The 25,087-nt window shown below is 67.6% G+C and carries 24 protein-coding genes; 2 read left to right on the top strand and 22 right to left on the bottom strand.

Features of this window, described 5'->3' with window-relative positions:
* The first annotated feature begins 20 nt into the window (after positions 1–20).
* Positions 21–440 carry a GtrA family protein gene (locus K3M67_RS01260; protein WP_066863884.1) on the top strand — a complete coding sequence of 140 codons (420 nt, stop codon included), beginning with the start codon at positions 21–23 and terminating at the stop codon, positions 438–440.
* A gap of 66 nt (positions 441–506) precedes the next feature.
* On the opposite strand, the gene fdhD is transcribed toward K3M67_RS01260, so the two are convergent.
* The 6 genes from fdhD to K3M67_RS01230 form a co-directional block, all read right to left on the bottom strand.
* Complete coding sequence (fdhD, locus tag K3M67_RS01255) at positions 507–1,310, bottom strand: formate dehydrogenase accessory sulfurtransferase FdhD (RefSeq protein ID WP_285832054.1); 804 nt, start codon at positions 1,308–1,310, stop codon at positions 507–509.
* Entirely contained in the window at positions 1,307–1,540 is a 234-nt protein-coding gene (locus tag K3M67_RS01250) for a formate dehydrogenase subunit delta (protein ID WP_066863886.1), read from the bottom strand. Before K3M67_RS01250 ends, fdhD begins: the two co-directional genes overlap by 4 nt.
* Positions 1,541–1,550: 10 nt before the next feature.
* Positions 1,551–4,412, bottom strand: a complete 2,862-nt coding sequence (fdhF, locus tag K3M67_RS01245) for a formate dehydrogenase subunit alpha (protein WP_285832053.1) — start codon at positions 4,410–4,412, stop codon at positions 1,551–1,553.
* Positions 4,409–5,983: a formate dehydrogenase beta subunit gene (locus K3M67_RS01240; protein ID WP_285832052.1), complete on the bottom strand. Its 1,575-nt coding sequence runs from the start codon at positions 5,981–5,983 to the stop codon at positions 4,409–4,411. Before K3M67_RS01240 ends, fdhF begins: the two co-directional genes overlap by 4 nt.
* Complete coding sequence (locus K3M67_RS01235; RefSeq protein ID WP_285832965.1) at positions 5,980–6,432, bottom strand: NAD(P)H-dependent oxidoreductase subunit E; 453 nt, start codon at positions 6,430–6,432, stop codon at positions 5,980–5,982. The genes K3M67_RS01240 and K3M67_RS01235 overlap by 4 nt, the downstream gene beginning before the upstream one ends.
* A 110-nt stretch (positions 6,433–6,542) precedes the next feature.
* Positions 6,543–7,445, bottom strand: coding sequence for a LysR family transcriptional regulator (locus tag K3M67_RS01230; protein WP_066863895.1), 903 nt, complete (start codon positions 7,443–7,445; stop codon positions 6,543–6,545).
* A 60-nt stretch (positions 7,446–7,505) separates the two neighbouring features.
* Here K3M67_RS01230 and mobA point away from each other — a divergent pair, with 60 nt between their 5' ends.
* On the top strand, positions 7,506–8,042 hold the full coding sequence (gene mobA / locus K3M67_RS01225) for a molybdenum cofactor guanylyltransferase (protein ID WP_066863898.1): 537 nt from the start codon (positions 7,506–7,508) through the stop codon (positions 8,040–8,042).
* 53 nt (positions 8,043–8,095) lie between these two features.
* Here mobA and cobA read toward each other — a convergent pair whose 3' ends face one another.
* The 16 genes from cobA to K3M67_RS01145 all read right to left on the bottom strand — a co-directional run bounded on the left by cobA (position 8,096) and on the right by K3M67_RS01145 (position 25,084).
* Positions 8,096–8,878: a uroporphyrinogen-III C-methyltransferase gene (cobA, locus tag K3M67_RS01220; RefSeq protein WP_066863901.1), complete on the bottom strand. Its 783-nt coding sequence runs from the start codon at positions 8,876–8,878 to the stop codon at positions 8,096–8,098.
* Complete coding sequence (locus K3M67_RS01215) at positions 8,865–11,483, bottom strand: nitrate reductase (protein ID WP_285832051.1); 2,619 nt, start codon at positions 11,481–11,483, stop codon at positions 8,865–8,867. The genes cobA and K3M67_RS01215 overlap by 14 nt, the downstream gene beginning before the upstream one ends.
* A gap of 112 nt (positions 11,484–11,595) precedes the next feature.
* Complete coding sequence (nirD, locus tag K3M67_RS01210) at positions 11,596–11,931, bottom strand: nitrite reductase small subunit NirD (protein ID WP_066865199.1); 336 nt, start codon at positions 11,929–11,931, stop codon at positions 11,596–11,598.
* Between the two features lie 5 nt (positions 11,932–11,936).
* On the bottom strand, positions 11,937–14,444 hold the full coding sequence (gene nirB, locus K3M67_RS01205; protein ID WP_285832050.1) for a nitrite reductase large subunit NirB: 2,508 nt from the start codon (positions 14,442–14,444) through the stop codon (positions 11,937–11,939).
* Positions 14,445–14,705: 261 nt separating this feature from the next.
* Positions 14,706–15,950 carry a nitrate/nitrite transporter gene (locus K3M67_RS01200; RefSeq protein WP_066863911.1) on the bottom strand — a complete coding sequence of 415 codons (1,245 nt, stop codon included), beginning with the start codon at positions 15,948–15,950 and terminating at the stop codon, positions 14,706–14,708.
* A 215-nt stretch (positions 15,951–16,165) separates the two neighbouring features.
* Positions 16,166–17,380, bottom strand: a complete 1,215-nt coding sequence (locus K3M67_RS01195) for an ABC transporter substrate-binding protein (RefSeq protein ID WP_285832049.1) — start codon at positions 17,378–17,380, stop codon at positions 16,166–16,168.
* Entirely contained in the window at positions 17,377–17,958 is a 582-nt protein-coding gene (locus K3M67_RS01190) for an ANTAR domain-containing response regulator (protein ID WP_066863917.1), read from the bottom strand. Before K3M67_RS01190 ends, K3M67_RS01195 begins: the two co-directional genes overlap by 4 nt.
* Before the next feature lie 132 nt (positions 17,959–18,090).
* Complete coding sequence (locus tag K3M67_RS01185) at positions 18,091–18,711, bottom strand: MarC family protein (RefSeq protein WP_066863920.1); 621 nt, start codon at positions 18,709–18,711, stop codon at positions 18,091–18,093.
* Positions 18,708–19,379, bottom strand: a complete 672-nt coding sequence (locus K3M67_RS01180) for a YybH family protein (protein ID WP_285832048.1) — start codon at positions 19,377–19,379, stop codon at positions 18,708–18,710. Before K3M67_RS01180 ends, K3M67_RS01185 begins: the two co-directional genes overlap by 4 nt.
* The gene (gene folD / locus K3M67_RS01175) at positions 19,376–20,272 is read right to left on the bottom strand and encodes a bifunctional methylenetetrahydrofolate dehydrogenase/methenyltetrahydrofolate cyclohydrolase FolD (protein ID WP_066863925.1); all 897 of its coding nucleotides are present in this window, start codon (positions 20,270–20,272) and stop codon (positions 19,376–19,378) included. Before folD ends, K3M67_RS01180 begins: the two co-directional genes overlap by 4 nt.
* Positions 20,269–20,592 (bottom strand): DUF167 domain-containing protein, encoded by a 324-nt coding sequence (locus K3M67_RS01170; protein WP_066863928.1) that lies wholly within the window; start codon positions 20,590–20,592, stop codon positions 20,269–20,271. Before K3M67_RS01170 ends, folD begins: the two co-directional genes overlap by 4 nt.
* Positions 20,589–20,879 carry a YggT family protein gene (locus tag K3M67_RS01165; RefSeq protein ID WP_066863932.1) on the bottom strand — a complete coding sequence of 97 codons (291 nt, stop codon included), beginning with the start codon at positions 20,877–20,879 and terminating at the stop codon, positions 20,589–20,591. Before K3M67_RS01165 ends, K3M67_RS01170 begins: the two co-directional genes overlap by 4 nt.
* A gap of 150 nt (positions 20,880–21,029) precedes the next feature.
* Positions 21,030–21,596, bottom strand: coding sequence for a DUF1993 domain-containing protein (locus K3M67_RS01160; RefSeq protein WP_066863935.1), 567 nt, complete (start codon positions 21,594–21,596; stop codon positions 21,030–21,032).
* Between the two features lie 8 nt (positions 21,597–21,604).
* Positions 21,605–22,522 (bottom strand): acetylglutamate kinase, encoded by a 918-nt coding sequence (gene argB, locus K3M67_RS01155; RefSeq protein ID WP_066863938.1) that lies wholly within the window; start codon positions 22,520–22,522, stop codon positions 21,605–21,607.
* Between the two features lie 243 nt (positions 22,523–22,765).
* Entirely contained in the window at positions 22,766–23,437 is a 672-nt protein-coding gene (locus K3M67_RS01150) for a queuosine precursor transporter (RefSeq protein ID WP_066863941.1), read from the bottom strand.
* A 129-nt stretch (positions 23,438–23,566) separates the two neighbouring features.
* Positions 23,567–25,084: a Ppx/GppA family phosphatase gene (locus K3M67_RS01145; protein WP_066863944.1), complete on the bottom strand. Its 1,518-nt coding sequence runs from the start codon at positions 25,082–25,084 to the stop codon at positions 23,567–23,569.
* Positions 25,085–25,087 lie beyond the last annotated feature (3 nt).

The following is a 25,087-nucleotide window of genomic DNA, read 5'->3' as shown; positions in this document are numbered from 1 at the left end:
AAAGCGCAACGGGGACCATCATGAAATTCGCGCAGCGGCTGTCGCCCGAACATCGGGCGCTGTTCTGGCAGATCGTCCGCTATGGCCTGACCGGCCTGTTCGTCACCGCCTGCCAGGCCGGCATCTACTGGTGCCTCGCCGCGCTTGCGGGGCTGCATGTCCAGATCGCCAACCTGATCGGCTATGGCGCGGCGGTCTGCATCGGCTATGTCTCGCACAGCGCCATCACCTTTCGCGGCCATGGCCAGGCCGATGACGGCCACGCCGCGCGCGGGGCGCGGTTCGTCGCCGTCTCGCTGGTCAGCTATGCGCTCAACGCGCTCTGGGTCTGGCTGTGCGTCACCCATATGGGCTGGCCCGCATGGTCGCCCATCCCCCCCATGATCTTCGTGACGCCGGGGATCGTCTTCCTGCTCAACCGGCAATGGGTGTTTCGCTAGACCCGTACCATTACCGTCATTCCCGCGAAGGCGGGAATGACGAATATTTGCCTGGCTTTCAGCCCTTCACCCCGGCTCCCGCGCCAGCAGGGCATCGGACCGGGCCAGCACCACCAGCGGCAGACCCGCTTCCGCCGCCCGATCGGCCGCCAGCCGCGTCGGCGCGGAAATGGTGACGAGCAGCGGACAATCGGCCAACGCCGCCTTTTCCACCAGTTCATAGGAGCAGCGCGAGGACAGCAGCGCGAAGCCGCCGTCCCAGCCCGCGCCGGCGCGCATCATCGCGCCGACCAGCTTGTCGAACGCATTGTGCCGGCCGACATCCTCCCGCACCAGCCGGATCGTCCCGTCCGCCCCGACCCAGGCAGCGGCATGGGCCGCGCCGGTGGCGGCGTTCAACGGCTGATGATCGCCCAGCGCCGCCAGCGCGCGGAAAATCGCCGCGCGATCCGCTCGCGTCGCCGCGCTCACGCGCGGCAGCGGCCGGATCGCCTGCTCAAGATTCTCGATCCCGCACAGGCCGCAGGCGCTGTCGGTCGCCCGGTGGCGCACCCGGTCCAGCAGCGCGCCGGTGCGTTCGGGCGGCAGCGTGGCGCGGGCGATGATGCCCTGCGCGGTGCGATGCACGTCGACATCGAACGGCGCATCCTCCCGCCCGATCAGCCGTTCGGCCAGCGCAAAGCCCAGCACCAGATCGTCCAGATGTTGCGGCGTCGCCATCAGCACGGCATAGCCAATGCCGTTGAATTCGATCGCGACCGGCACTTCTTCCGCCAGCGCGCGCTCGACCGCCTGCGTCGCGCCATCGGGCGTCAGCCGATCGAAGGACAGGCGGACAAGCGCCGTTTCCTGCTCCAGCAGATCGGTCAACGGGCGATCCGGCGGACGGCCGCGGCCGCGATCGGCGACAGCGCATCGGGCTTCTCCGCCGCGAGCAGCCCGATGCGCGCGCGCATGTGCGGGTCCCAGAAGCTGGCGATATGGTCCGCCGTCGCCGCGACCGCTTCCGCCTCGCCCTGCGCCGCCAGGTTGCGGGCAATCTGGTTGGCCATGTAGATCAGCCGGTCGCCGGTCGACATGACATCATTTTCGTCGCTCATCCCCGCGATCCTATTCGGCTGCTTCCAGCGGCGCAATGCGGCGGCTGTGGCGGGCCTGCTCGGCATAGTCGCGCTGCCAGTCGCTCGGCCCGTTGGACGCCGACACCTGCACCGCCGTCACCTTATATTCCGGGCAGTTGGTGGCCCAGTCCGAATAGTCGGTGGTGATGACGTTGGCCTGCGTTTCGGGATGGTGGAAGGTGGTGTAGACCACGCCGGGCGCGACCCGTTCGGTGAGGATCGCGCGCAGCGTCGTTTCCCCCGCCCGGCTGCGCAACGTCACCCAGTCGCCATCCTTGAGACCGCGATTGTCGGCGTCGCTGGGATGGATTTCCAGCCGGTCCTCCGGGTGCCAGGCGGTATTGGCGGTGCGCCGGGTCTGCGCGCCGACATTATAATGGCTGAGGATGCGCCCGGTGGTCAGCAGCAGCGGGAAGCGCGGCCCGGTCTTTTCATCCGTGGGCACATAGTCGGTCACGACGAACTTGCCCCTTCCCCGCACGAAGCCGTCGATGTGCATGGTCGGGGTGCCGTCGGGCGCGGCATCATTGGCGGGCCATTGCAGCGATCGTTCCGCGTCCAGCCGGTCATAATGGACGCCGGCGAAGGTCGGGGTGAGCGCGGCGATCTCGTCCATGATCTGCGAAGGATGATCGTAGGTCCAGTCGAGGCCCATGGCGTTCGCGACCAATTGCACGATCTCCCAGTCGGCATAGCCCTGGCCATTTGGGCCATTGAGTGGCGCCATCACCTTGCGCACGCGCTGGATGCGGCGTTCGGCGTTGGTGAAGGTGCCGTCCTTTTCGAGGAAGGTCGATCCGGGCAGGAAGACATGCGCGTAATTGGCGGTTTCGTTGAGGAACAGGTCCTGGACCACCACGCATTCCATCGCCGCGAGGCCCGCCGCGACATGATGGGTGTTGGGGTCGGACTGGAGGATGTCCTCGCCCTGGATGAACAGCCCCTTGAACGTCCCGTCGGTCGCCGCGTCGAGCATGTTGGGGATGCGAAGGCCCGGCTCGCTGTCGAGGGCAACGCCCCAGGCGGTTTCGAACAGCTTGCGGGTGGCATCGTCCGACACATGGCGATAGCCGCTATATTCATGCGGGAAGCTGCCCATGTCGCAGGCGCCCTGCACATTATTCTGGCCCCGCAGCGGGTTCACGCCCACGCCCTCGCGCCCGATATTGCCGGTGGCCATGGCGAGATTGGCGATCGCCATGACGGTCGAGCTGCCCTGGCTATGTTCGGTGACGCCAAGGCCATAATAGATCGCCCCGTTCCCCCCGGTCGCGTAGAGCCGCGCGGCGGCGCGCACCGCGTCGGCCTTCACCCCGGTCAGCGGCTCGATCGCTTCGGGAGAGCGGGCGGGTTGCGACACGAAGTCCGCCCAGTCCACGAACTCGTCCCAGTCGCAGCGTGCGCGGATGAACGCCTCGTCATAGAGTTTCTCGGTGACGATCACATGCGCCATCGCCGTCAGCATGGCGACATTGGTGCCCGGGCGCAGGGGCAGGTGATGCTCCGCCTCGATATGGGGCGACTTGACCAGATCGGTGCGGCGCGGATCGACGACGATCAGCTTCGCGCCCTGACGGAGGCGCTTCTTCATGCGCGACGCGAATACCGGGTGCCCGTCCGTGGGATTGGCGCCGATCACCAGGATCACGTCCGACTGCATCACGCTGTCGAAATCCTGCGTCCCCGCCGACGTGCCGAAGGTAGTCTTGAGGCCGTAGCCGGTCGGCGAGTGGCAGACGCGGGCGCAGGTATCGACATTGTTGTTGCCGAACCCCTGGCGGATCAGCTTCTGGACGAGGAAGGTTTCCTCGTTGGTGCAGCGGCTGGACGTGATGCCGCCGATGCTGCGCGTTCCATATTGCGCCTGGATGCGGCGGAACTCCGACGCGGTATGGGCGATCGCCTCCTCCCACGACACTTCGCGCCACGGCTCGTCCACCGATGCGCGGATCATGGGGTTGAGGATACGGTCCTGATGCTGGGCATAGCCCCAGGCGAAGCGGCCCTTGACGCAGCTATGGCCGCGATTGGCCTTGCCTTCCTTCCACGGCACCATCCGCACCAGTTCCTCGCCCCGCATTTCCGCGCGGAAGGTGCAGCCGACGCCGCAATAGGCGCAGGTGGTGACGACGGCGCGGTCGGGCGTGCCGACCTCCACCACCGCCTTCTCGATCAGGCTGGCGGTCGGGCAGGCCTGAACGCAGGCGCCGCAGGACACGCATTCGGAGCCGAGAAAATCCTCGCCTTGCGAAGCGGCGACTTTGGATTCGAATCCCTTGTTCTCGATGGTGAGGGCGAACGTCCCCTGCACCTCCTCGCAAGCCCGCACGCAGCGCGAACAGACGATGCACTTGCTGGGATCGAAATCGAAATAGGGGTTCGACTGGTCCTTCGCCTGCCCCATGTTGGTCGCGCCGTCATAGCCGTAGCGCACGTCGCGCAACCCGACCGCGCCGGCCTGTTCCTGCAATTCGCAGTCGCCATTGGCGGCGCAGGTCAGGCAGTCGAGCGGATGGTCGGAGATATAGAGTTCCATCACCCCGCGCCGCAGCTGCTTGATGCGATCGCTCTGGGTGCGGACCACCATGCCCTGCGCGACCGGCGTGGTGCAGGAGGCGGGATAGCCATTGCGCCCCTCCACCTCGACCAGGCAGAGGCGGCAGGAGCCGAAACTTTCGACGCTGTCGGTCGCGCAGAGTTTCGGGATGGAGCCGCCCAGCAGCGAGGCGGCGCGCATGATGCTGGTGCCTTCGGGCAGGGTGACGCTCTGGCCGTCGATGGTCAGGGTGACGCTGTTGCCGGTGGCGAGCGCCGGTGGGGTGCCATGGTCGGTTTCGCGGGAAAAGCTCATTCCGCGGCCTCCTTCAAAGGCGCAGAAGCGCCGAAATCCTCGGGGAAATGGTCGAGCGCACTCAGCACCGGATAGGGCGTGAAACCGCCCAGCGCGCAGAGCGAGCCATATTTCATCGTGTCGGCCAGGTCGCGCAGAAGGGCGGTCTGCGCGTCGAGCGAGGTGTCGATACGAGCGGGGGAACGGGAATAGAGCGCCTTGTCGAGATAGCCGCCGACCGCTCCACCCGCGCCTGACGGTGCGGCATCGCGCGCACCGATGATCCGGTCCATGATCTCCACCCCGCGGGTCGATCCGATGCGGCAGGGGGTGCATTTGCCGCAGCTTTCCACCGCGCAGAACTCCATCGCAAAGCGCGCCATATGCGCCATGTCCACGCTGTCGTCGAACAGGGTGATCCCGGCATGGCCGATGAGGCCACCCGCAGCCGTAAACGCTTCATAATCGAAGGGCAGATGGAACATGGACGGCGGGAAATAGGCGCCCAGCGGCCCGCCCACCTGGACCGCGCGCACCGGGCGACCGCTCGCCGTGCCGCCGCCGATGTCGTTCACCAGCTCGCCAAGGGTGATGCCGAAGCCGATCTCGTAGAGGCCGCCATGCTTCACATTGCCCGCCAGCTGCACCGGCATGGTGCCGCGCGACTTGCCGAAACCGACCGCCGCATAGGCGTCTGCTCCTTGGGCCAGGACGAACGGCACGGCCGCCAGGCTCAGCACATTGTTGATGACGGTCGGCTGGCCGAACAGACCTTGCAGCGCCGGCAGGGGCGGCTTGGCGCGTACCTGGCCTCGCTTGCCCTCGATGCTGTCGAGCAGCGCCGTTTCCTCGCCGCAGACATAGGCGCCCGCACCCTCGCGCACCTCCAGCACGAAGGGCGCGACCAGATGCGCCGACGCGTCGATCGCCGCGCGCATGGTCGTGATGCAATAGGGATATTCGGAGCGGATATAGATATAGCCATGGCCCGCACCCACCGCATGGGCTGCGATCGCCATGCCCTCGATCAGGCAGAATGGATCGCCTTCCATCAGCATCCGGTCGGCGAAGGTGCCGCTGTCGCCCTCATCGGCGTTGCAGACAATATATTTCTCGGCGCCGGGCGCATCCAACACCGTCTGCCACTTGATGCCGGTGGGGAAGCCCGCGCCGCCACGCCCGCGCAGGCCCGACGCCTTGACGGCGTCGATCACGGCCTGTGGCGACTGCGCCCGCGCCGCGGCCAACCCCTGCCAGCCGCCATGCGCGGCATAGTCGGCAAGGCTCAGCGGATCGGTGATGCCGCAGCGGGCGAAGGTGAAACGCTGCTGCGAGGCGAAGAAGGGCAGCGCTTCCACCCGGCCCAGCCGCGCCGCGTGCGTGCCATCCAGTATCGCCGCCACATCCCCCGGCCCGACGGGACCGAAGCCGATGCGGCCTTCGTCCGTCTCCACCTCGACCAGCGGCTCGATGCTGAACAGCCCGCGCGACCCGGTCCGCACCACATTGCAGCCGGCGTCGACGAAGGCGCGTGCCACATCGTCCGCGCCGAGCGCGACGGAGGCCATGTCGCGACTCACGAACACCCTCATGCCGCCACCTCCAGCGCGATCCGCTCCAGCGCGGCGGCGTCGATTCGCGCCACCGGTCGGCCGTCGACCAGCGCATTGGGGCCGATGGCGCACAGGCCCAGGCAATAGACCGGCTCCAGGGCCACCTGCCCGTCGCCGCGCGTCTCGCCCATCGCCACGCCCAGACGCTGCGCCGCCGTCCGTTCGATCGCCGCGCCGCCGCGCGCCTGGCAGCTTTCCGCGCGGCACAGCTTCACCACATGGCGGCCGGGCGCCGCGCGGCGGAAATCATGATAGAAGGTGACGACGCCATGGACGTCCGCGCGGCTGAGGTTCAGTGCCTTCGCAATCGCCGGGACCAGCGCATCGTCGATATGCCCCGCCTCCGCCTGCACTGCATGAAGCAGCGGCAACAGCCGATCGCGCGTCGCGCCATGGCGCGCGGTCCACTCCGTGACAAAATCTTCCATCATATCCTGCATCCCTGGCCTGCTGTCCTGGCCCGATTTTGGCCGCGATCCTGCGCCCGCGCGGCCGAGGGGTCAAATCGAAGCCTGCCATGGCTGATAGAAGAATCCTATCAACCGACCCGAAATCCCGGCGGCAGGCGCAGTTCGCGCGCGACTCCCAGCACCGCCTGCGCCAGCGGTCCCATCGGCGCGCTGTCCGACACGATCACGCCGACCCGGCTGCCCTCCCCCATATCCGGCAAGGGGCGCGTGCGCGCCCAGGCCAGCCCCTCCAGCAGTGTCGCATGACTGTCCGGAATGATCGAGCAGAGCCGCCCCTGCTGCACCAGCCCGAGCAGCGCGACATAGCTGTCCGCCGTCACCAGGGGTCGCAGCGCCAGCCCACGCTCGGCCAGCCGTGCGTCGAGAATCCGCCTGTTCTGCATCCCCTGATGCAGCAGGCAGAGCGGCAGCGTGGCGAGAGCCGCCCAGTCGAGCGGGTCGGGAATGGGCACGCCCGTCACCGCGCTCACCAACATGGTCCGCTCGACATAGAGCGGGACGGAGAGGGCATGGGCGGGCGGCTCGAAATCGAGATAGGTCAACCCCGCGTCCAGCTCGAACGCCGCCAGTTCGCGCTCGATCTGCCGGGATGTCAGCGCCCGCACCGAAATATTCAGCCCCGGATGCCGCGCCAGCATCGCTGCGGCGAGGCAGCCGATCGCGGGCATGGCGGCCGGGATCGCGCCCAGTCGCAGTTCGCCCTTCAACGGCCCGCGCGCCGTTTCCGCGGCCTGCCCCAGCGCCTCCGCCGCCGCCACCAGTTGCCGCGCCCAGGGCAGGATCGCCTCTCCCTCCGCCGTCAGCCCGGCATATTTGCGGTCCCGGCGGATCAGCCGCTTGCCCAGTTGCGCCTCCAGCGTGGCGATGCCGGCCGACAGGGTCGGTTGCGACACATGGCATTGGGCCGCCGCCCGCGCGAAATGGCCTTCGCGCTCCAGCGCCAGGAAATATTCGACGAGGCGGGTCTGCATATATCTGCTATAGTGCAGCCAGTCCCGTCTTTATAGAGGGCGACTATCACGGAGGCGGATATGCGCAACGGACCGATATTGGGCGCCGTGCTGGCCGGTGGACACTCCAGCCGTTTCGGCAGCGACAAGGCGCTGGCCCTGCTCGACGGAAAAAGGCTGCTCGACCATGCCGTGGCGGGGCTGGCGCCCCATGTGGCGGAGGTGGTGATCTGCGGTCGCCCCGACACCGAAGGCGCCGGGCTGGCCGACCGGCCGCATTCCGACATGGGACCATTGGGCGGCCTCAACGCGGCGCTGCACCATGCGCTCAGCCACGGTTTCGTCGGCGTGCTGACCACCGGCTGCGACATGCCCTATTATCCCGCCGACCTCCCCGCCGCGCTGATCGGCGACGGCGCCGCGATCCTGCAAGGCCAGCAACTGCTCGGCTGGTGGCCCACCTCGCTGGCGTTCGAACTGGACGCCCATCTGGGCGAGGAGAATAACCGCTCCATCGCCGGGTGGCTGGACCGCATCCATGTGCGGGTGGTGGAGATGCCGGGACTGGTCCTGCCCAACATCAACCGGCCGGAGGATCTGGCTAGCCTTTCCTCCTGACTCCATTCGGGCTGAGCCTGCGCCGACAGGGCGAAACGGACTTGAAGTCGGCGCTAAGCCGGCAACGCCACGCTCGCTGCCACGTCCGTCGGGCAGTGCGTGCCCGCCACCGCCTCCCCAATCAGCAGCAGGGTCGGGTCTTCGTCACTGATCGTCGCCACCAGGAAGGCGAGCGCAGAGAGCTTCCCCCGGATCAGCCGCTCGCTGGGCAGCGAGACATTGACCGCCACCATCACCGGCGTTTCGGGATCGCGCCCGGCGGCGATCAGCGACCGGCTGATCTCGCCCGCCGCCGCCCGGCCCATATAGATGCCGAGCGTCCCGCCCGGCCGCGCCAGCGCTGCCCAGTCCAGCTTGAGCGGCTCCCCGGCATTGAGATGTGCCGTCACCAAGGTCAACCCGCGCGCCACGCCGCGCAGGGTGAGCGAGGCATGGCCGCTCGCTGCCGCCGCGCTGGCCGTGGTGATGCCGGGGCAGATGCGGAAGCGCACGCCGTCGCGCGCCAGATGCTCCATCTCCTCCGCCGAGCGGCCGAACACCGATGGGTCTCCGCCCTTCAACCGCACGACGCGCTTGCCCGCCTTCGCCGCCGCCAGCAGCAGGTCGTTGATGCTGTCCTGCGCCTTGGAGTGGCGGCCCGAACGCTTGCCGACGCTCACCTGTTCGACACCCGTCGGGATCAGGTCCAGCACGCCCGGCCCCACCAGCGCGTCGTAGAATATGATGTCGGCGGCGGCGATCAGCTTTTCCGCCTTGCGGGTCAGCAGGTCCGGATCGCCCGGTCCCGCGCCCACCAGCCAGACTTCACCCGGCGCGATAAGGTCATTCGGCTGCATGGAGCGTCTCCTGCGTGGATTGGGCTTGAGCGAGGATATTGGCGATGGCGGGGCGGCACGATCCGCAATTGGTCCCGGCGCCCAGCGCCTTGCCCACGGCGGGCACGTCGACCAGTTGCTGGTCGCGGATCGCGGCAACGATCTGGTTGAGGCCGATGTCGAAACAGACGCAGATGGTCGCGCCCTTGTCCGGCTGGCTGCCCGGCCCGCGCGCGGCGAGCACCGAGCCGCCCACCCCTTCGACCTCCAACTGGCGGATCAGCCAGTCGCGCGAGGGCAGCAGGCCGGTGCGCGTCACGAACAGCACGCCGCGCAGCCTGCCCTCGCTGATGATCGCGACGCGGCGGGTGCCACGGGTCATGTCCATGGCCTCGACCCGGTCGCCCTTGGGCAGGAACGCCTCCAGCCGCGCAGGATCGCCATTGCCCGCGATCTCGTAGAGCGCGCCGCCCGGCACGCTGATCTTCGTCGCCCAGAGGCAGGGCAGCTTCACCGGCTCCGACCCGCGCAGGATGAGGAAGCCCTTCCATTCGGTCGCGACCTTCTCGACGCTGGCCGGGGTCGACTTGAAACCCGGCTGGCCCGAATGAGGATCGACCAACGGGCGCGGCAACAGGCCGGTGCGGCCGCCGCTGCTGGTCTGGTCGGTCCAGTGGATCGGGGTGAAGATCTCGCCCGGCCGCTGGCCGTCGCTCACGCGCACGCGGAAGATGCTGTTGCCCTGCGCGGTCTGGACCCGCGCCAGATCGCGGTCGACGATGCCCAGTTCCTCGGCGTCGCGCGGGTGGATTTCCACCAGCGGCTCCTCGCGGTGGCGCGCCAGCTTGGGGGCCAGGCCGGTGCGGCTCATCGTGTGCCACTGGTCGCGATAGCGCCCGGTGTTGAGCGTCATCGGCCACTGTTTCAGCGGCTCCTGAATGTCCATCTGCTTCGTCAGCACCAGCCGCGCCTTGCCGTCTGGGGTGGTGAAGCCGCCTTTTGCGAAGGGCTTCTCCCCGCCCCAGCGGAACGGCTCCATCGCGTCATAGGCATCATTGCCGATCGTGGCCTGCGCCCGCAGGTTGAGCAGCCGCGCGCCATCATTCTGATAGGCGGTCAGGCGCGCATGTTCGCGCCAGATGTCGGCGGGCCGGTCATAGGCGAAGGCGTTGCGCCAGCCCATGCGGCGCGCGACCTGCGTGACGATCCACCAGTCGGGCTTGGCCTCGCCGGGCAACGCCAAAAAGGGGCGCTGGCGGCTGACGGTGCGGTCCGAATTGGTGACGGTGCCGTCCTTCTCGCCCCACCCGGCGGCGGGCAGGCGGACATCGGCATGGGTCGAGCTGTCGGTATCGGCCATGATGTCCGACACGACGAGGAAGGGAACCGCCTCCAGCGCCTCGCGGACCCGGCCAGCGTCAGGCAGAGAAACGGCGGGGTTGGTCGCCATGATCCACAGCGCCTTGATCCGCCCTTCGTTGATCGCGCGGAACAGGTCGACCGCCTTCAGCCCCGGCTTGGTCGCCATCGTCGGCGCGGCCCAGAAGCGGCCGACGCGCGCGACATTGTCGGGCGCGAAGTCCATATGCGCCGCCAGCGTCGAGGCAAGGCCGCCGACCTCGCGCCCGCCCATGGCATTGGGCTGGCCGGTGATCGAGAAGGGCGCCGCGCCCGGTTTGCCGATGCGGCCGGTGGCGAGGTGGACGTTGATGATCGCATTGACCTGATCGGTCCCGCGGATCGACTGGTTGATGCCCTGGCTGAACAGGGTGACGGTGCGCGGCGTGGCGGCGAACAGCTTGTAGAATTGTTCCAGCAGCGCGGGCGCGATGTCGCAGGTTTTCGCCGTAGTCCACAGATCGTGGCCGTCGCGGATATGCTCCCAGAAGCCTTCGGGGGCGTTCACATGATCGGCCATATAGGCCGGATCGGTGATGCCCTGCGCCGCTACCCATGCGAGCAGCCCGTTCATCAGCGCGACGTCGGTGCCGGGCTTCACGGCCAGATGCAGGTCCGCGCCCTCGCAGGTTTCGGTGCGGCGCGGGTCGATGACGACCAGCTTCGTGCCGCGCGCGGCACGGGCGGCCTGGATGCGCTGATAGACGATCGGGTGGCACCAGGCGGTGTTGGACCCGACCAGGACGATCAGGTCCGCTTCTTCCAGATCGTCATAGCTGGCGGGCACCACATCCTCGCCGAATGCCCGGTTATGCCCGGCGACCGCGCTCGACATGCACAGGCGGCTATTGGTGTCGATGTTCGCCGAACCGATAAAGCCCTTCATCAGCTTGTTGGCGACATAATAATCCTCGGTCATCAACTGGCCGGAGACATAGAAGGCCACGCTGTCCGGGCCGTACCGTTCGACGGTTTCGCGAAATTTCTTCGCGACCAGGTCCAGCGCCTTGTCCCAGCTGGCGCGCTTGTTGCCGATCATGGGATGCAGCAGCCGACCGGTCAGCCCCACCGTTTCGCCCAGATGCGTGCCCTTGGAGCAGAGGCGCCCGCCATTGGCCGGGTGCGCCTCGTCGCCCTTGATGATGACCGATCGCGGCCCGGTCGGCGTGGCCGAAATGCCGCAGCCGACGCCGCAATAGGCGCAGGTGGTGCGGATGGCCTCTGTCATGCCTTACCTCTTGATCCGAAAAGGGAAAACTGGGTGGAGGCGCGTGCCGCAAGGGATGGCCGGCACCCATCCTCCACCCCGGCCCCTGCCGCCAGCGACAGGGACCGAAAGCTCATGCCGCCGCCTTCAGCGCGGCGGGCCGAGCGATGAGGATGCGGTCGCCATCCTGCCTGACCGCGATGGTCGGGGTGCAGCCCTCGTCCGCGCCCTGCGCCTCGCCGGTCTTGAGCGCGATGTTCCAGTTGTGCAGCGGGCAGGCGACGCTGTGGCCGTGGACGATGCCCTGGCTCAGCGGCCCCTTCTTGTGCGGGCATTCGTTGACCAGCGCGAAGATCTGGTCGTCGCCGGTGCGGAAAACGGCGATTTCCTTCTGCCCTTCGATCTGCACCGTGCGGGCGCCGCGCTGGGGAATGTCGGCCAGCGTTCCGATGTCGATCCAGTCGGTCATGTCGTTCACTCCGCTGCGATGGAGATGGGCTGGAGATGCTGATGCAGCTCGGCATGTTGGCCGGCGGCACGCTCGGCCCAGGGATCGTCCTGGCTGAAGCTTTGCGAATAGAGGAAGCGGGCGCGCAGTGCTTCCCGGCCTGCCTCGTCCTCGACGATCCGGCTCTTGATATAGTCGACGCCGACCCGCTCGATCCAGGGCGCGGTGCGCTCCAGATAGCGCGCTTCCTCGCGATAGAGCTGGATGAAGGCGGCGCAATAATCGAGCGCCTCCTGCTCGGTCGCGACCTTGCAGAGCAGGTCGGTGGCGCGGACATGGATGCCGCCATTGCCCCCGACATGCAGTTCATAGCCCGAGTCGACGCACACCACGCCGAAATCCTTGATCGTCGCCTCCGCGCAGTTGCGGGGGCAGCCCGATGCCGCGATCTTGAACTTGTGGGGCATCCACGACCCCCAGGTCATCCGCTCGATCTTGACGCCAAGGCCGGTCGAATCCTGCGTGCCGAAGCGGCACCATTCGGACCCGACGCAGGTCTTCACCGTGCGCAGCGACTTGCCATAGGCATGGCCCGACACCATGCCCGCGGCATTGAGGTCGGCCCAGACGGCGGGCAGGTCTTCCTTTTTGATGCCGAAAATGTCGAGGCGCTGGCCGCCGGTGACTTTCACCATCGGGGCGTCATATTTCTCGACCACGTCCGCGATCGCGCGCAGCTCGCGCGGGTTGGTGAGGCCGCCCCACATGCGCGGGACGACCGAGTAGGTGCCGTCCTTCTGGATATTGGCGTGCATCCGCTCATTGACGAAGCGGCTCTGCTGATCGTCCTGATATTCGCCCGGCAGCGCGCAGAGCAGATAATAGTTGAGCGCAGGGCGGCAGGAGGAACAGCCGTCCGGGGTCGACCAGTGCAGCAACTGCATCACCTCCGGGATCGAGCGCATATTTTGCGCCACGATCTCGCGACGGACATCGTCATGGGTGAAGCTGGTGCATTTGCACATCGTCTTGGGGCCGGACTTCACCTCGTCGCCCAGCACCACGCTAAGCAGATTCTCGACCAGACCGGTGCAGCTGCCGCAGCTGGCCGACGCCTTGCACCCGGCGCGAACCGCGTCGAGCGAGCAATTGCCCGCTTCGATGCAGGCGACGACCTGGCCCTTGCTGACGCCGTTGCAGCCGCAGATCTCGGCATCGTCCGAGAGCGCCGCAACGGCCGCCTTAGGGTCCAGCGCGCCCCCTCCCGAGGCGAAGGCCTGGCCGAAGATCAACAGGTCGCGAATGTCGCTGACATCCTCTTCGCGCTTCAGCAGGTCGAAATACCAGCCGCCGTCCGCCGTGTCGCCATAGAGCACCGCGCCGACGATCCGGTCTTCCTTGACCACGACGCGCTTGTAGACGCCGCGCGACGCATCGCGCAGGACGATATCCTCGCAACCTTCGCCACCGGAGAAGTCACCGGCGGAGAAAACGTCCAGCCCGGCGACCTTGAGCTTGGTCGAGGTGACCGAACCCTTGTAGCCCGTGTGCTGGTCGGTCAGACCGTCGGCGAGGCTGCGGCACATGTCCCAGAGCGGCGCGACGAGGCCGTAGACATTGCCGTCATGCTCGACACACTCGCCGACCGCCAGCACGTCGGGGTCGCTCGTGACCATGTGATCGTCGACCTTGATGCCGCGATTGACCTCCAGCCCCGCTTCGCGGGCCAGCGCCGTCGACGGGCGGATGCCCACCGCCATGACGACCAGGCTCGCCGGAATCTCGCGCCCGTCCTTCAGCCGGACGCCCTCGACCTTGCCGTCGCCATAGATGGCTTCGGTGTTGGCGCCGGTCAGGATGGTCTGGCCGCGTGCCTCCAGCGCGCTCTTGAGCAGCCAGCCGGCGGCCTCGTCGAGCTGCCGCTCCATCAGCGTGTCCATCAGGTGGATGACCGTCACCTTCATGCCGCGCAGGGTCAGGCCATGCGCGGCTTCCAGGCCCAGAAGGCCGCCGCCGATCACGACCGCGTCCCCGCCCGCATCGGCGGCGGCAAGCATGGTGTCGACATCCTTCATGTCGCGGAAGCTGATGACGCCGGGCAGATCCTTGCCCGGAACCGGGATGATGAAGGGATCGGAGCCGGTGGCGATCAGCAGCTTGTCATAGCCCATGGTGCGACCCGAGTGGCTCGTGACGGTCTTGGCGGTGCGGTCGATCGCCGTAACCGGATCACCCGCGATCAGCTCTATGCCATTGTCGGCATACCATTCGCGCGTGTTGATGATGATGTCGTCGAAGCTCTTTTCGCCGGCCAGCACCGGCGAGAGCATGATGCGGTTATAGTTCACATAAGGCTCTGCGCCGAAGATGGTGACGCGGTAGCGTCCCGCATCCCGCGCCAGCAGTTCCTCGACCGCCCGGCAACCGGCCATGCCGTTGCCCACGACCACCAAATGTTCACGGACATCCTCGAACGGCACCAGGATGTCGTCCTGCGCCTCCGTCCGATCCTCGTCCTTGACCTGAAACTCCATCCCTGCGTCTCCGGAAAAGAAAAAACAAAAAGGCCGCCATCCGGACCCCCGGTTCGAAAACCGAAAGTCTGGATGGCGGCCTTGCCATCATTTGCGCCTTGCTGATCCGTCCCTGGACCAGTGCGGCTATGGTAGGAAGGACAACCTCGTCCTTTGCACTGCAACATAAAGCGAATCGTCGGCCAGCTCAAGCGATTCCACGCCGCGCTGGCGAAAAAGCTGGGGCGGCGGTCCGTAACGGCCGCCGCCCTCCTCTCCAACTCAGATGCGCGCGCCGGTATTCCAGGTCGCACGCCACTTGGTCTTGACCAGCGCGACGCCCGCAAAGGCCAGGATCGCAAGGCCGGCAAAGATCAGGAAGCCCGGCGCGAAGCTGCCCGTGAACTGCTTGGCGATGCCCAGCGAACTGGCCAGGTAGAAGCCGCCAATGCCGCCCGCCATGCCGACCAGGCCGGTCATGATGCCGATTTCCGCCTGGAAGCGCTGCGGCACGAGCTGGAAGACCGAGCCATTGCCGGTGCCCAACGCCAGCATCGCCATCACGAACAGGCCGAGCGCACCGACCAGCGTGGTCGAATAGGCGACACCCGCCAGCGCCAGCGCGGCGACGACATAGACCATCATCAGCGCCTTGACGCCGCCGATCCGGTCGGCCAGCGCGCCGCCCATCGGCCGCACCAGCGACCCGGCGAACACGCATCCTGCGGTGCAATATCCCGCGACCACCGGGGTCAGGCCGAACTGGTCGGTGAAGTAGATCGGCAGGCTGGCGGCGAGGCCCACGAAACCGCCGAAGGTCACCGCGTAGAAGGCCATCAGCCACCAGGCATCGGCCTGCTTCAGGGGCGCGAAATAATCGACCAGCTTCTTGGGCGCGGGCGCGTTGGGCGCGTCCTTCGCCATCACCATATAGGCGATGAACACGATCGTCAGCGGGATGCAGGCCAGGCCCAGCACCGAATTCCAGCCGAACAGCTTGGCCAGCCCCGGCGCGAACAGCGATGCGAGCACCGTGCCCGAATTGCCCATGCCGGCCAGACCCATCGCCTTGCCCTGATGTTCGGCCGGATACCAGCGGCTGGCGAGCGGCAGCGCGATCGCGAAGCTCGCCCCGGCAAAGCCCAGGATCACGCCCAGCGCCAGCGTGCCGGCGAAGCTGTCGATCCCCGCCATCCAGGCGGTGAACAGCCCGGCGATCACGATCACCTGGCTGATGGCGCCCGACATTTTCGGGCCGATGCGGTCGACCAGCAGGCCGTTGACCACGCGCAGCAGCGCGCCGGCCAGCGTCGGCGTCGCGACCATCAGCCCCTTTTCGGCGGGGGTCAGGGCCAGCGTCTTGGAAATCATCGGCGCCAGCGGACCCAGCAGCACCCACACCATGAAGGCGAGGTCGAAATAGAGAAAGGCGGCGATCAGCGTCGGCGTGTGGCCGGCCTTCCAGAAGCTCGTCGCGGGCGCGGGCGCCCGGCCCTCTTCCTCGCGATCCCAATAAGCGGTTGCCATGCTACGTCCCCAATTAAAGCGAATGGACATGAAAAAAGCCGCAGGCCGGACATCACCATGGGGTGAGCCCGGTCAGCGGCTTTGCTGTAAAATCTGGTGAGGAAACGCGATCCCCACCTTGGGACGGCGCATCCGATTTACGTGCGCTTCATCGCGCGACTCCGATAGTATCTCGCGATTCGCGCCATGTTGCAAGGCACAAAAATCAAGGCCGCTCAGCGCGGCTGCGCGAACCCCGCCAGGAAATCGTCGATCTTTTCCGGATCGAACACCCGCCCGTCGAAAAACCGGTCCGGCCCCAGGGTCAGTTCGCCCCGGCGCGATCCCACCGCCAAGGGCAGGTCGACCGCCCCTTCCAGCTTCATGCTGGCACCGGGCATCGGCATGTCGCTGTCCGCCAGCGCACGGCGGAAAATGTCCGGACGGAACACCGCCCCGGCCTTCGCCGCGGTCGCGGCGTCATGCGCCACCATGTTCCAGCGCACCAGCTGCGAATAGATCCACAGCGCCTGGCTGCGCCACGGAAAGGGCGTCGCTTCGCGGCTGAACAGCATGAAATCAGGATTGGCGATCGCCGGCTCGCCCGCCCGCGCGACGATCCGGCCGCCCAGCGCGCGCAGGATCAGCTCGGCGGGCTGGTCGACATAGCGCGCCGCCGCCATCAGCTCGGCCAGCGCCGCATGGTTCGCCGGATCGTCGCACCAGGCCGCCGCCCGCGCCAGCGCGCGCAGCAGCCGGTCGACAGTATCGGGATTTTCCTCCAGCCAGGGCTCGCGGAAGGCCAGCACCTTCTCCACGCCGCGCCGCCAGATGCGCTCGCCGATCGCCGCCGTCTCCGCCAGCCCCGCCTCCACCGCCGCGCTGCCCCATGGCTCGCCCGCGATGAAGCCGTCAATCTCGCCCGCACGCATCGCCTCCACCGTCAGCGACGGCGGCAGCACGCGCAGCACCACATCCTTGTCCGGGTCGACCCCCGCGCTCGCCAGCCAGTAGCGCAGCATGATCGCATGACTGGAAAAGCGATGGACGACGCCGATCACCGGCTTGCGCCGCCACAGGCCGATCGCGGCGGCGAAATCATGCGCGGTGCCCAGCGGGTCGGCCAGCCGCGCGGCGACGTCCGGCTCCAGCGCCTTGGCGAAATCGGTCGCCATCACCAGCATGTTGCCGTTGACGTTCAGCTTGTAGGGCGCGGCCAGCGGCGCGGCCTGCTGGCTGAGGCCCAGCGTCACGGCGACCGCCAGCGGCGCCAGCATGTGCGCGGCATGGACCTGCCCGAACACCAGCCGGTCGCGCAGCGTCGCCCAGCTGGTCGTCCGCACCAGCTGGAGCGCCAGCCCCTCCGCCTCGGCAAAGCCCTGCTCGCGCGCTGCGATCAGGACAGCGGCGTCGGTCAGCGGCAGGAAGGCGATCTTCAGTTCGGTCGTCATAGCCCTCCTCCCAGCAGGTCGCTGGCGGTGATCAGCGCCTGCGCCACGTCCACGATCTTCTTGCCCTGGTTCATCGCGCTCGACCGCAGCAGCGCATAGGCATCCTGTTCGGAAAGGCCGCGCTGGTTCATCAGGATCGACTTGGCGCGGTCGATGATCTTGCGGTCGCTGAGCGCGGTGCGGGCCTCGTCCAGCTCGGTCTGGATCTTGGCGAAGGCGTTGAAGCGCCGCACCGCCAGTTCCAGCACCGGCTTCACCCGCTCCTTGCGCAGGCCGTCGACGACATAGGCAGACACGCCCGCGTCGATCGCCGCGCCGATCATGCTGTCGTCCGACTGGTCGACGAACATGGCGATCGGCCGGGCGAGCGCGCGGCTGACGGTCAGCATCTCCTCCAGCGTGTCGCGGCTGGGGCTGCCCAGGTCCATCAGCACCACGTCGGGCGCCATGCGCTCCAGCCGCGCGACGAAGGCGCCACGCGGCGGGACGATGTGGATATCGTCATAGCCCGCCTCGCGCAGCCCCTCCTCCAGGACGGTCGCGCGAAGCCCGCTGTCGTCGATGATGACGATTCGCATCTACCCTGCCTCTCTCGCCCCGTAACTGACCGCGATGCTGCGCCGCGTCAATCGGCGCGGCGGAATGCGAAGCCACCCCTGTCCCCGTCCACGCCCCGGTTCCCCGTCTCCAGGCCCGGCGCCCCGCGCCGCCTAGAAGCTCGCCTTGATCCCGTCGATCACAAACTGCGCCGCCAGCGCCGCCAGCAGAACGCCCAGCAGCCGCGTGATGACCGCCTCGATCTTCCGCCCCAGCAGCGCCATCAGCGGCCCAGCCGCCAGCAGCGATCCCAGCATCAAAGCCAGCGTCAACACCACCGCGCCCAGCACGACGCCGCGTTCGGCGATGCCATTGGCGCGCGACATCAGCAGCATGACCGTGGCGATCGATCCCGGCCCGGCGATCATCGGCATTGCCATGGGAAAGACCGACACATCCTCGACATGCGGCTCTTCGGCGTTCAGCTTCTGCGCCCGGTCCTCGCGCCGCTGGGTGCGCTTTTCGAACACCATGTCCATCGCGATGATGAACAGCATGATGCCGCCCGCGATTCGGAAACTGTCGAGCGCGATGCCCAGCACGCCCAGCAGCTGCTTGCCCCACAGCGCAAAGACCAGCAGGATCGCCGCCGCGATGCCGACCGCGCGGATCGCCATCGCGCGGCGCTGCGCCTGGCTCGCGCCGGCGGTCAGGCTGGCATAGATGGGAGCGCAGCCCGGCGGGTCGATCACCACGAACAGGGTGACGAAGGCGGAAAGGAAAAGTGCGATCATGATCCGGCCACTCCGCTCGCCTGCACCCTGTCGTCGATCACGGTTTCATAGGTTTCGCCGGTCCACATCTTCACCGTGACGCGGCGGCTCAGGTCGGGCGCGACATCGGCGCTCCAGACCAGGCTCTCGTCGGGCGGCGGCGGCATGTCGCTCCCCTTCCCCGGCTTTGCGCCCGGCGGCGGTCCGTCCGGGCGGGCGCCGCGCTTGCAGGTGGCGACCTTGCCCGTCAGGAACTCGGGCACGGGGCGGGGCGCGGCCAGCCGGTCGCCATGATCGAGAATCCACTGCCAGCGCCCCTTCCTGTCGCGCCGCCAGATCGTCGTGAAATAGCCGGCCGATCCGTCCGGCCGCGTCCAGTTGCCGGTGCTGGCGGCCAGATTGCCGTCACAGGAGACATGGACGATGGACGGCGCCCAGCTCACCGATGCGGGCGGGTCGGCCTGCGTCTTCAGCCAGTCCCTGGCCAGCACCTTCTGCGGCACGAACATCACAGCGTCGTCGGCCGCCGTCGCGCGGAAGGCGGTCCATTGCCCCTTTTCCTGCGCCAGCCGGTTGAAGGCGATTTCCGCCGCGATCACCGAACTGGGATCGGGCTGGAAGCGCATCGGGGGTTTCGCGGCGACCAGCGCGAAGAGGCTGGCGGTCAGGAGCGCCAGCCGCCCCTTCACAGCCCCTCCGGCTTCGCGAGTCCGGCGCGGGCATGGGCGGCGACCAGCGTGTTGCGCAGCAGCACCGCGATCGTCATCGGGCCGACCCCGCCGGGCACCGGGGTGATGGCGCGGACATGGGCCAGCGCCTCGGCGGTGGCGACGTCGCCGACAATGCGGCTCCTGCCCTCTTCCTCGGTATCGGCGACGCGATTGATGCCGACGTCGATCACGGTCGCACCGGGCTTGATCCATTCGCCCTTGACCATTTCCGCGCGGCCGACGGCGGCGACGACGATGTCGGCGCGATGGACGACGCTCGCCAGGTCATGGGTGCGGCTGTGCGCGATGGTGACGGTGCAGTTTTCCGCCAGCAGCAGCTGCGCCATCGGCTTGCCGACGATGTTGGAGCGGCCGACGACCACCGCCTCCATGCCGCTGAGGTCGCCCAGCTCATCCTTCAGCAACATGATGCAGCCCATCGGCGTGCAGGGCACCAGCGCCTCCTGCCCGGTCGCCAGCCGTCCTGCATTGACGACATGGAAGCCGTCCACATCCTTGGCCGGGTCGATCGCGCCGATCACCGCGGCCTCGTCTATATGCCGGGGCAGCGGCAGCTGGACCAGGATGCCATCGACCCGCTCATCATGGTTCAGCTCCTCGATCAGGTCGAGCAGGTCGTCCTCGCCGATGCTGTCGGGGCGCTTGAACTCGAAGCTCTCCATGCCGACCGCGACGGTCATCTTGCCCTTGGAGCGGACATAGACGCTGCTTGCCGGGTCTTCGCCGACCAGCACGACCGCCAGGCCCGGCTTGCGGCCGGTCCGTTCGGTGAAGTCCGTGACGCCGCTGGCAATCTTGTCGCGCAGTCCCGCCGCGAAGGCCTTGCCGTCAATGAGCTTGCCGATGGTCATGTCTTTTCTACCCATGTATCGATAAGGGCGACGAGGCGCGCCGACGCGCGTCCTCCGCCGATGATCCTCAGCCGCTTTAGCCGGTTGGTGTCGCCCGATTCCAGCAAAATCGCCCCTTTGGGCCAATCCAGCCGTTTCGACAGCAGGGCAATCAACGCGCCATTGGCCCTGCCCTTTTCCGGTACCGCGCGCACGCGGGCCGACAGCCAGCGCGCGCCGTGCGCGTCGGTCCAGCCGCCGCCCAAGTCATCCTTCGCCGCTCCGGGGGTCAGCCGGACGCTCAGCAGCAGGTCGTTGCCGGCCTGCGTCCAGACGGTCACACCATTCCGAAGAGCGGCGGCAATATGGCCTGGCGGATGATGAGGATGGCGAGCAGCACGACCATCGGCGACAGGTCGAGCGCGCCGAGGTCCGGCATCACCCGGCGGATGGGGTTATAGATGGGCGCGGTCATCCGGTCGAGCGCGACCATGACGGTGCGGACGAAATCATTGCCCATGTTGACGACATTGAAGGCGATCAGCCAGCTCATGATCGCCTGGATGATGATGATCCACCACAGCACATCCAGAAGGATGACGATGATCTGATAGAGGGCGTAGGACACACAGGTCTCCGTAGGATGCTTGGACGCCGCTCTAGCCGAGGCAGCCACCTCGCCACAAGCCTAGCGTGTCGCAACAATGGTGCGACGCAAAATCCACCAACGACAGGACAAATTCTGCCGCCGGGGCCGGGCCACCCCCGCTTGCGGCTATCAGGCTGCGGGAAGCGTGCCGGGCCGGACATGGCCCAACATATGTGTTACATAGTCGGCTTTCCCCAGCGCCACCCCCTGCGCCCGCAAGATCGCGTAGGCCGTCATGAGGTGGAAGTAGAATTGGGGCAGCGTCCAGTCCCGCGCATATTGTTCGGCCGTCAGGTCCAGAACCATGCCGTTGGGCAGCGCGTGCGCGATCGCCGCACTGGCATCCATGTCCAACGCGTCGGTCGGCAGTCCTTCCAGCAGGGCGACGGTTTCGGCGATCCGGGCCTTGGCGTCGACGATCGAACCGGGGCGTTCCCCCGCGTCGCGCCCTTCGTTCAACAGCGCGTCCAGAGATGCCGGAAACGGCTCGCCCTGCAATCGACACACCGCTTCCCACGCCTGCACGCAGGCAAAGCGGATCTGCGTGGACAGTGGAAACATGTCGGGCGCCAGCCGCGCCGACAGCAAAGCCTCCGCATCGGCGGCAGAACATTGCGCCTGCGCCTTGTCCAGCCAACCCGACAGCGTCTTCAACATCTGCACATAGGTCGGCACGAGAAATGTGGTGAGCGTCATGACGGCACCTACTTCCGCACCAGCGTGCCCGCGCCGCGATCGGTGAAGATTTCCAGCAGCATCGCGTGCGGTACCCGCCCGTCCAGGATGACCGCGGCGTCCACCCCGCCCTCGACCGCGCGGACGCAGGTTTCCAGCTTGGGGATCATGCCGCCGCTGATCGTGCCATCCTCTTCCAGCACATGGATGGCGGCGGGGTCGAGGTCGGTCAGCAACTGGCCCTGCTTGTCGAGCACGCCCGCGACATCGGTCAGCAGGAAGAAGCGCGCGGCCTTCAGTTCCGCCGCGATCGCGCCGGCCATGGTATCGGCATTGACATTATAGGTATGGCCGTCGGTGCCGATGCCCACCGGCGCGACGACCGGGATGATGCCGTTCTGCGCCAGCGTGTCGAGGATCGAGCGGTCGACCGAGACGGGATCGCCGACGAAACCCAGGTCGACATTGCGCTCGATGCCCGAATTGGGGTCCGCCTCCCGCTTGCCCAGCACCTTCTCGCAGACGACCAGCCCGCCGTCCTTGCCCGAAATGCCGACCGCGCGGCCGCCCGCGCCGGCGATCCAGCCGACGATTTCCTTGTTGATGGACCCTGCCAGCACCATTTCGGCGATCTTGGCGGTTTCCGCGTCCGTCACGCGCAGGCCGCCGACGAACTGCGATTCGACGCCCAGCTTCTTCAGCATCGCGCCGATCTGCGGCCCGCCGCCATGGACGACGACGACATTGATGCCGACCGCCTTCATCAGCACGACATCCTCGGCGAAATCGCGGGCGGCTTCGGGGTCGCCCATGGCGTGGCCGCCATATTTGACGACGAAGGTCTTGCCCGCATAGCGCTGCATGTAGGGCAGGGCTTCGACGAGGGTTTCGGCCTTGGCGAGGAGGGCCGGATCGGGCGCGTGCTTGCTGTTCATGCGCGCGCGCATAAGACCATATGCCCCGCATCGCAAGTTTTGCGCGCCGCCGCCGCCCCGCGCGAGGCTGGCGGCCCACGCCGTCCGCTTCGCGCGCGGTCGGGAAGCGGAGCGCGCAAGGCACGTATTTTTCGGCAGGAAGGCGGAAGTCCCGCCCCCCGTTACAACGCCGGCGACACTCTAAAATTAGTTAGCTAAGCAATGAAAAGGCGCCATGTCGAACCAGCTGTCCAGTTCGCTGTCGCCCTGGCGCGCTCAGCGATCCAGCCGCCGCCCCAGCCCGACCAGCAGATAGATGACCGGCGGCACCAGCAGGGCGGACAACAGCACCTTGGCCATCATCTGGCCCAGCAGCAGTTCGCCGATCGGAAACACGCCATAGAAAGCGATGGTGACGAACAGCAGGGTGTCGACGATCTGCGACAATATGCTGGCCGCGGCCGCGCGCAGCCACAGCAGTTGGCTACCCTCCTGCCCCTTGAGCGCCGCGAACAGGGTGACGTTCAGCGTCTGTGAAATGCCATAGGCGATGATCCCGCCCAGCCAGATGCGCGGCGTGCCGCCCATCATCATCGCGAAGGCTTCGGCACGCTTGGGGTCCATGTCCCCCGCGGCCGGTGCGGCCAGCACGACGATCGACAGCAAGATCGACGCGATCAGCGGCAGGAAGCCGATCTGCACCAGCCGGCTGGCGACGGCGCGGCCATGGAGTTCGGCGACCGCGCTGGAAATGGTGACGAGCAGCAGGAAGGCGAAGATCCCCGCCTCCACCGCCAGCGGCCCCAGCCCGACCATCGGCCCGATGCCCGACAGCGGCCCCAGCGCGACCTGCTTGTTCCCCAGCACGCCCGCAATACAGACCATGCCGCCATAGAAGATGGAAAAGACGAAGAGCGAGCGGCTGATGGGCGCGGGCGTGGAAGTCATCTGCCGCCCTTAACGGCAATTGCAGGGCGGGGGAAGATGGGGGTTCAGGGGTGGGGCGCCAAGCGTGCGCCGGATCGAGACGTTGCGCTCGCTCCCTGCCCGTCCCCGAAACCCGCCGATCGGCCTGCCCTACACGCCCAGCAGTTGATATTTCACGCCCATCGCCTGCGCCAGGTTGCGCAGCCGGCGCTCCACCGCCTCGCCATAGAGATCGGCGTCCTCGCCGCGCATGTGCAGGTCGATCCGATCGCCCACCCGCGCAAGATGCGACACCGCCAGCGGCCCTTCGACGCCGCCCGACAGACGCTGGGCCAGGCGGATGGCCAGCCCCCAGAGCGCGGCGCGGCGGACGGCCTCCGGCCTGGCGATGCGGTCGATCCCCGGCGGCATGTTGAGGCCGCCGCCGAAATGGCTGTGCAGCGCCTGCCCCAGCATCGCCCGTTCCGCCGCGGTTATGCCCACCCAGTTGCTGTGCAGCGCGATTTCCACGCCACGTTCGGCGCGGAAGTCCGGGTTGGCGCGCCAGCTCACGTCGGCGAGCAGGCAGGCAGCGCGGCGGATGCGCCGGGCGGCGGCGTCATCATCGGGAAAGAGCGGCGCGATCCAACGGTCGATGCGGTCGCCATGGCCACGAAAGCGCGCCTGCGCCTCCCCTTCCGCCTCGGCCGCGACCAGCAGCGGGTCATGGGCGCGAATATCCTCCGGCAGATCCTCGTAGAGCAGCCCTTCGCGCAGGCCATAGGCCGACACGACGAGGCGGCTGGACTTGAGCTGCCGGACCACCACCGACAGAAGGGCCGCCGCGTCGGGCAGGGTCGGCACGCGCGATCCGGTCATGGCCGGGATCTGCTTCAGCCGCACCCGGTCGACATGGGACACGATCCGGGTCAGCTGCTCGGCGCGCGCCGCCGTCATCTCATATTGGTGGACCACGGGCAGCGGGAAATGGGTCAGCTGCATGTCGAACCGCGCCAGCGCCCGCCACGACCCGCCGACCAGGTAGAAGGGCAGCCCCGGCTCGGGCTTCCACCCGGCCTTGTCCAGCATCTTGGCGACGGTGCGCTCCAGCGCGCGCGGCCCCTTGGCGCGTATCTGCGGCAGCCGCAGGACGCCCAGCGGCAGGGAGATCGTCTGTTGGACCACCCCGCCCCGCACCCGCGCCAGTTCCAGGCTGCCGCCGCCCAGATCGCCGACGATCCCGTCGGCGTCGGGAATGCCCGACAGCACGCCCATCGCCGCGCCGATCGCTTCCTGCGCGCCGGTCAGCAGCTCGACGGTCAGGCCCATCTCCGCGGCGCGGGCGATGAATTCGGCGCCGTTGGTGGCATCCCGAACCGCCGCCGTGGCGACGCAGCGTATCGCCGTCACCTTCATCGCGCGGCAAAGATGGGCGAAGCGGCCGATCGCCCGCAGGCCGCGATCCATCGCCTCCGGCTCGATCGCGCCGGTTCTGGCCAGCGACGCCCCCAGCCCCGCCATCACCTTTTCGTTGAACAGGATGAAGGGGATGCGGCGCGGCCCGTCATAGACGACCAGGCGCACGCTGTTGGAACCGATGTCGATGATGGCGGTGCGCGCATGGGCCGGTTCGGGCGATGTCGCCATCTGTTCGGCGACGGCGCGGACACGGCTCAGCATCGAGTTCATGGG

Source organism: Sphingobium sp. V4 (assembly GCF_029590555.1).
In the GTDB taxonomy this organism is placed as follows: Bacteria; Pseudomonadota; Alphaproteobacteria; order Sphingomonadales; family Sphingomonadaceae; genus Sphingobium.
Note: the sequence above shows the minus strand (reverse complement) of the source record. Positions and strands in the feature narration are given on the sequence as shown.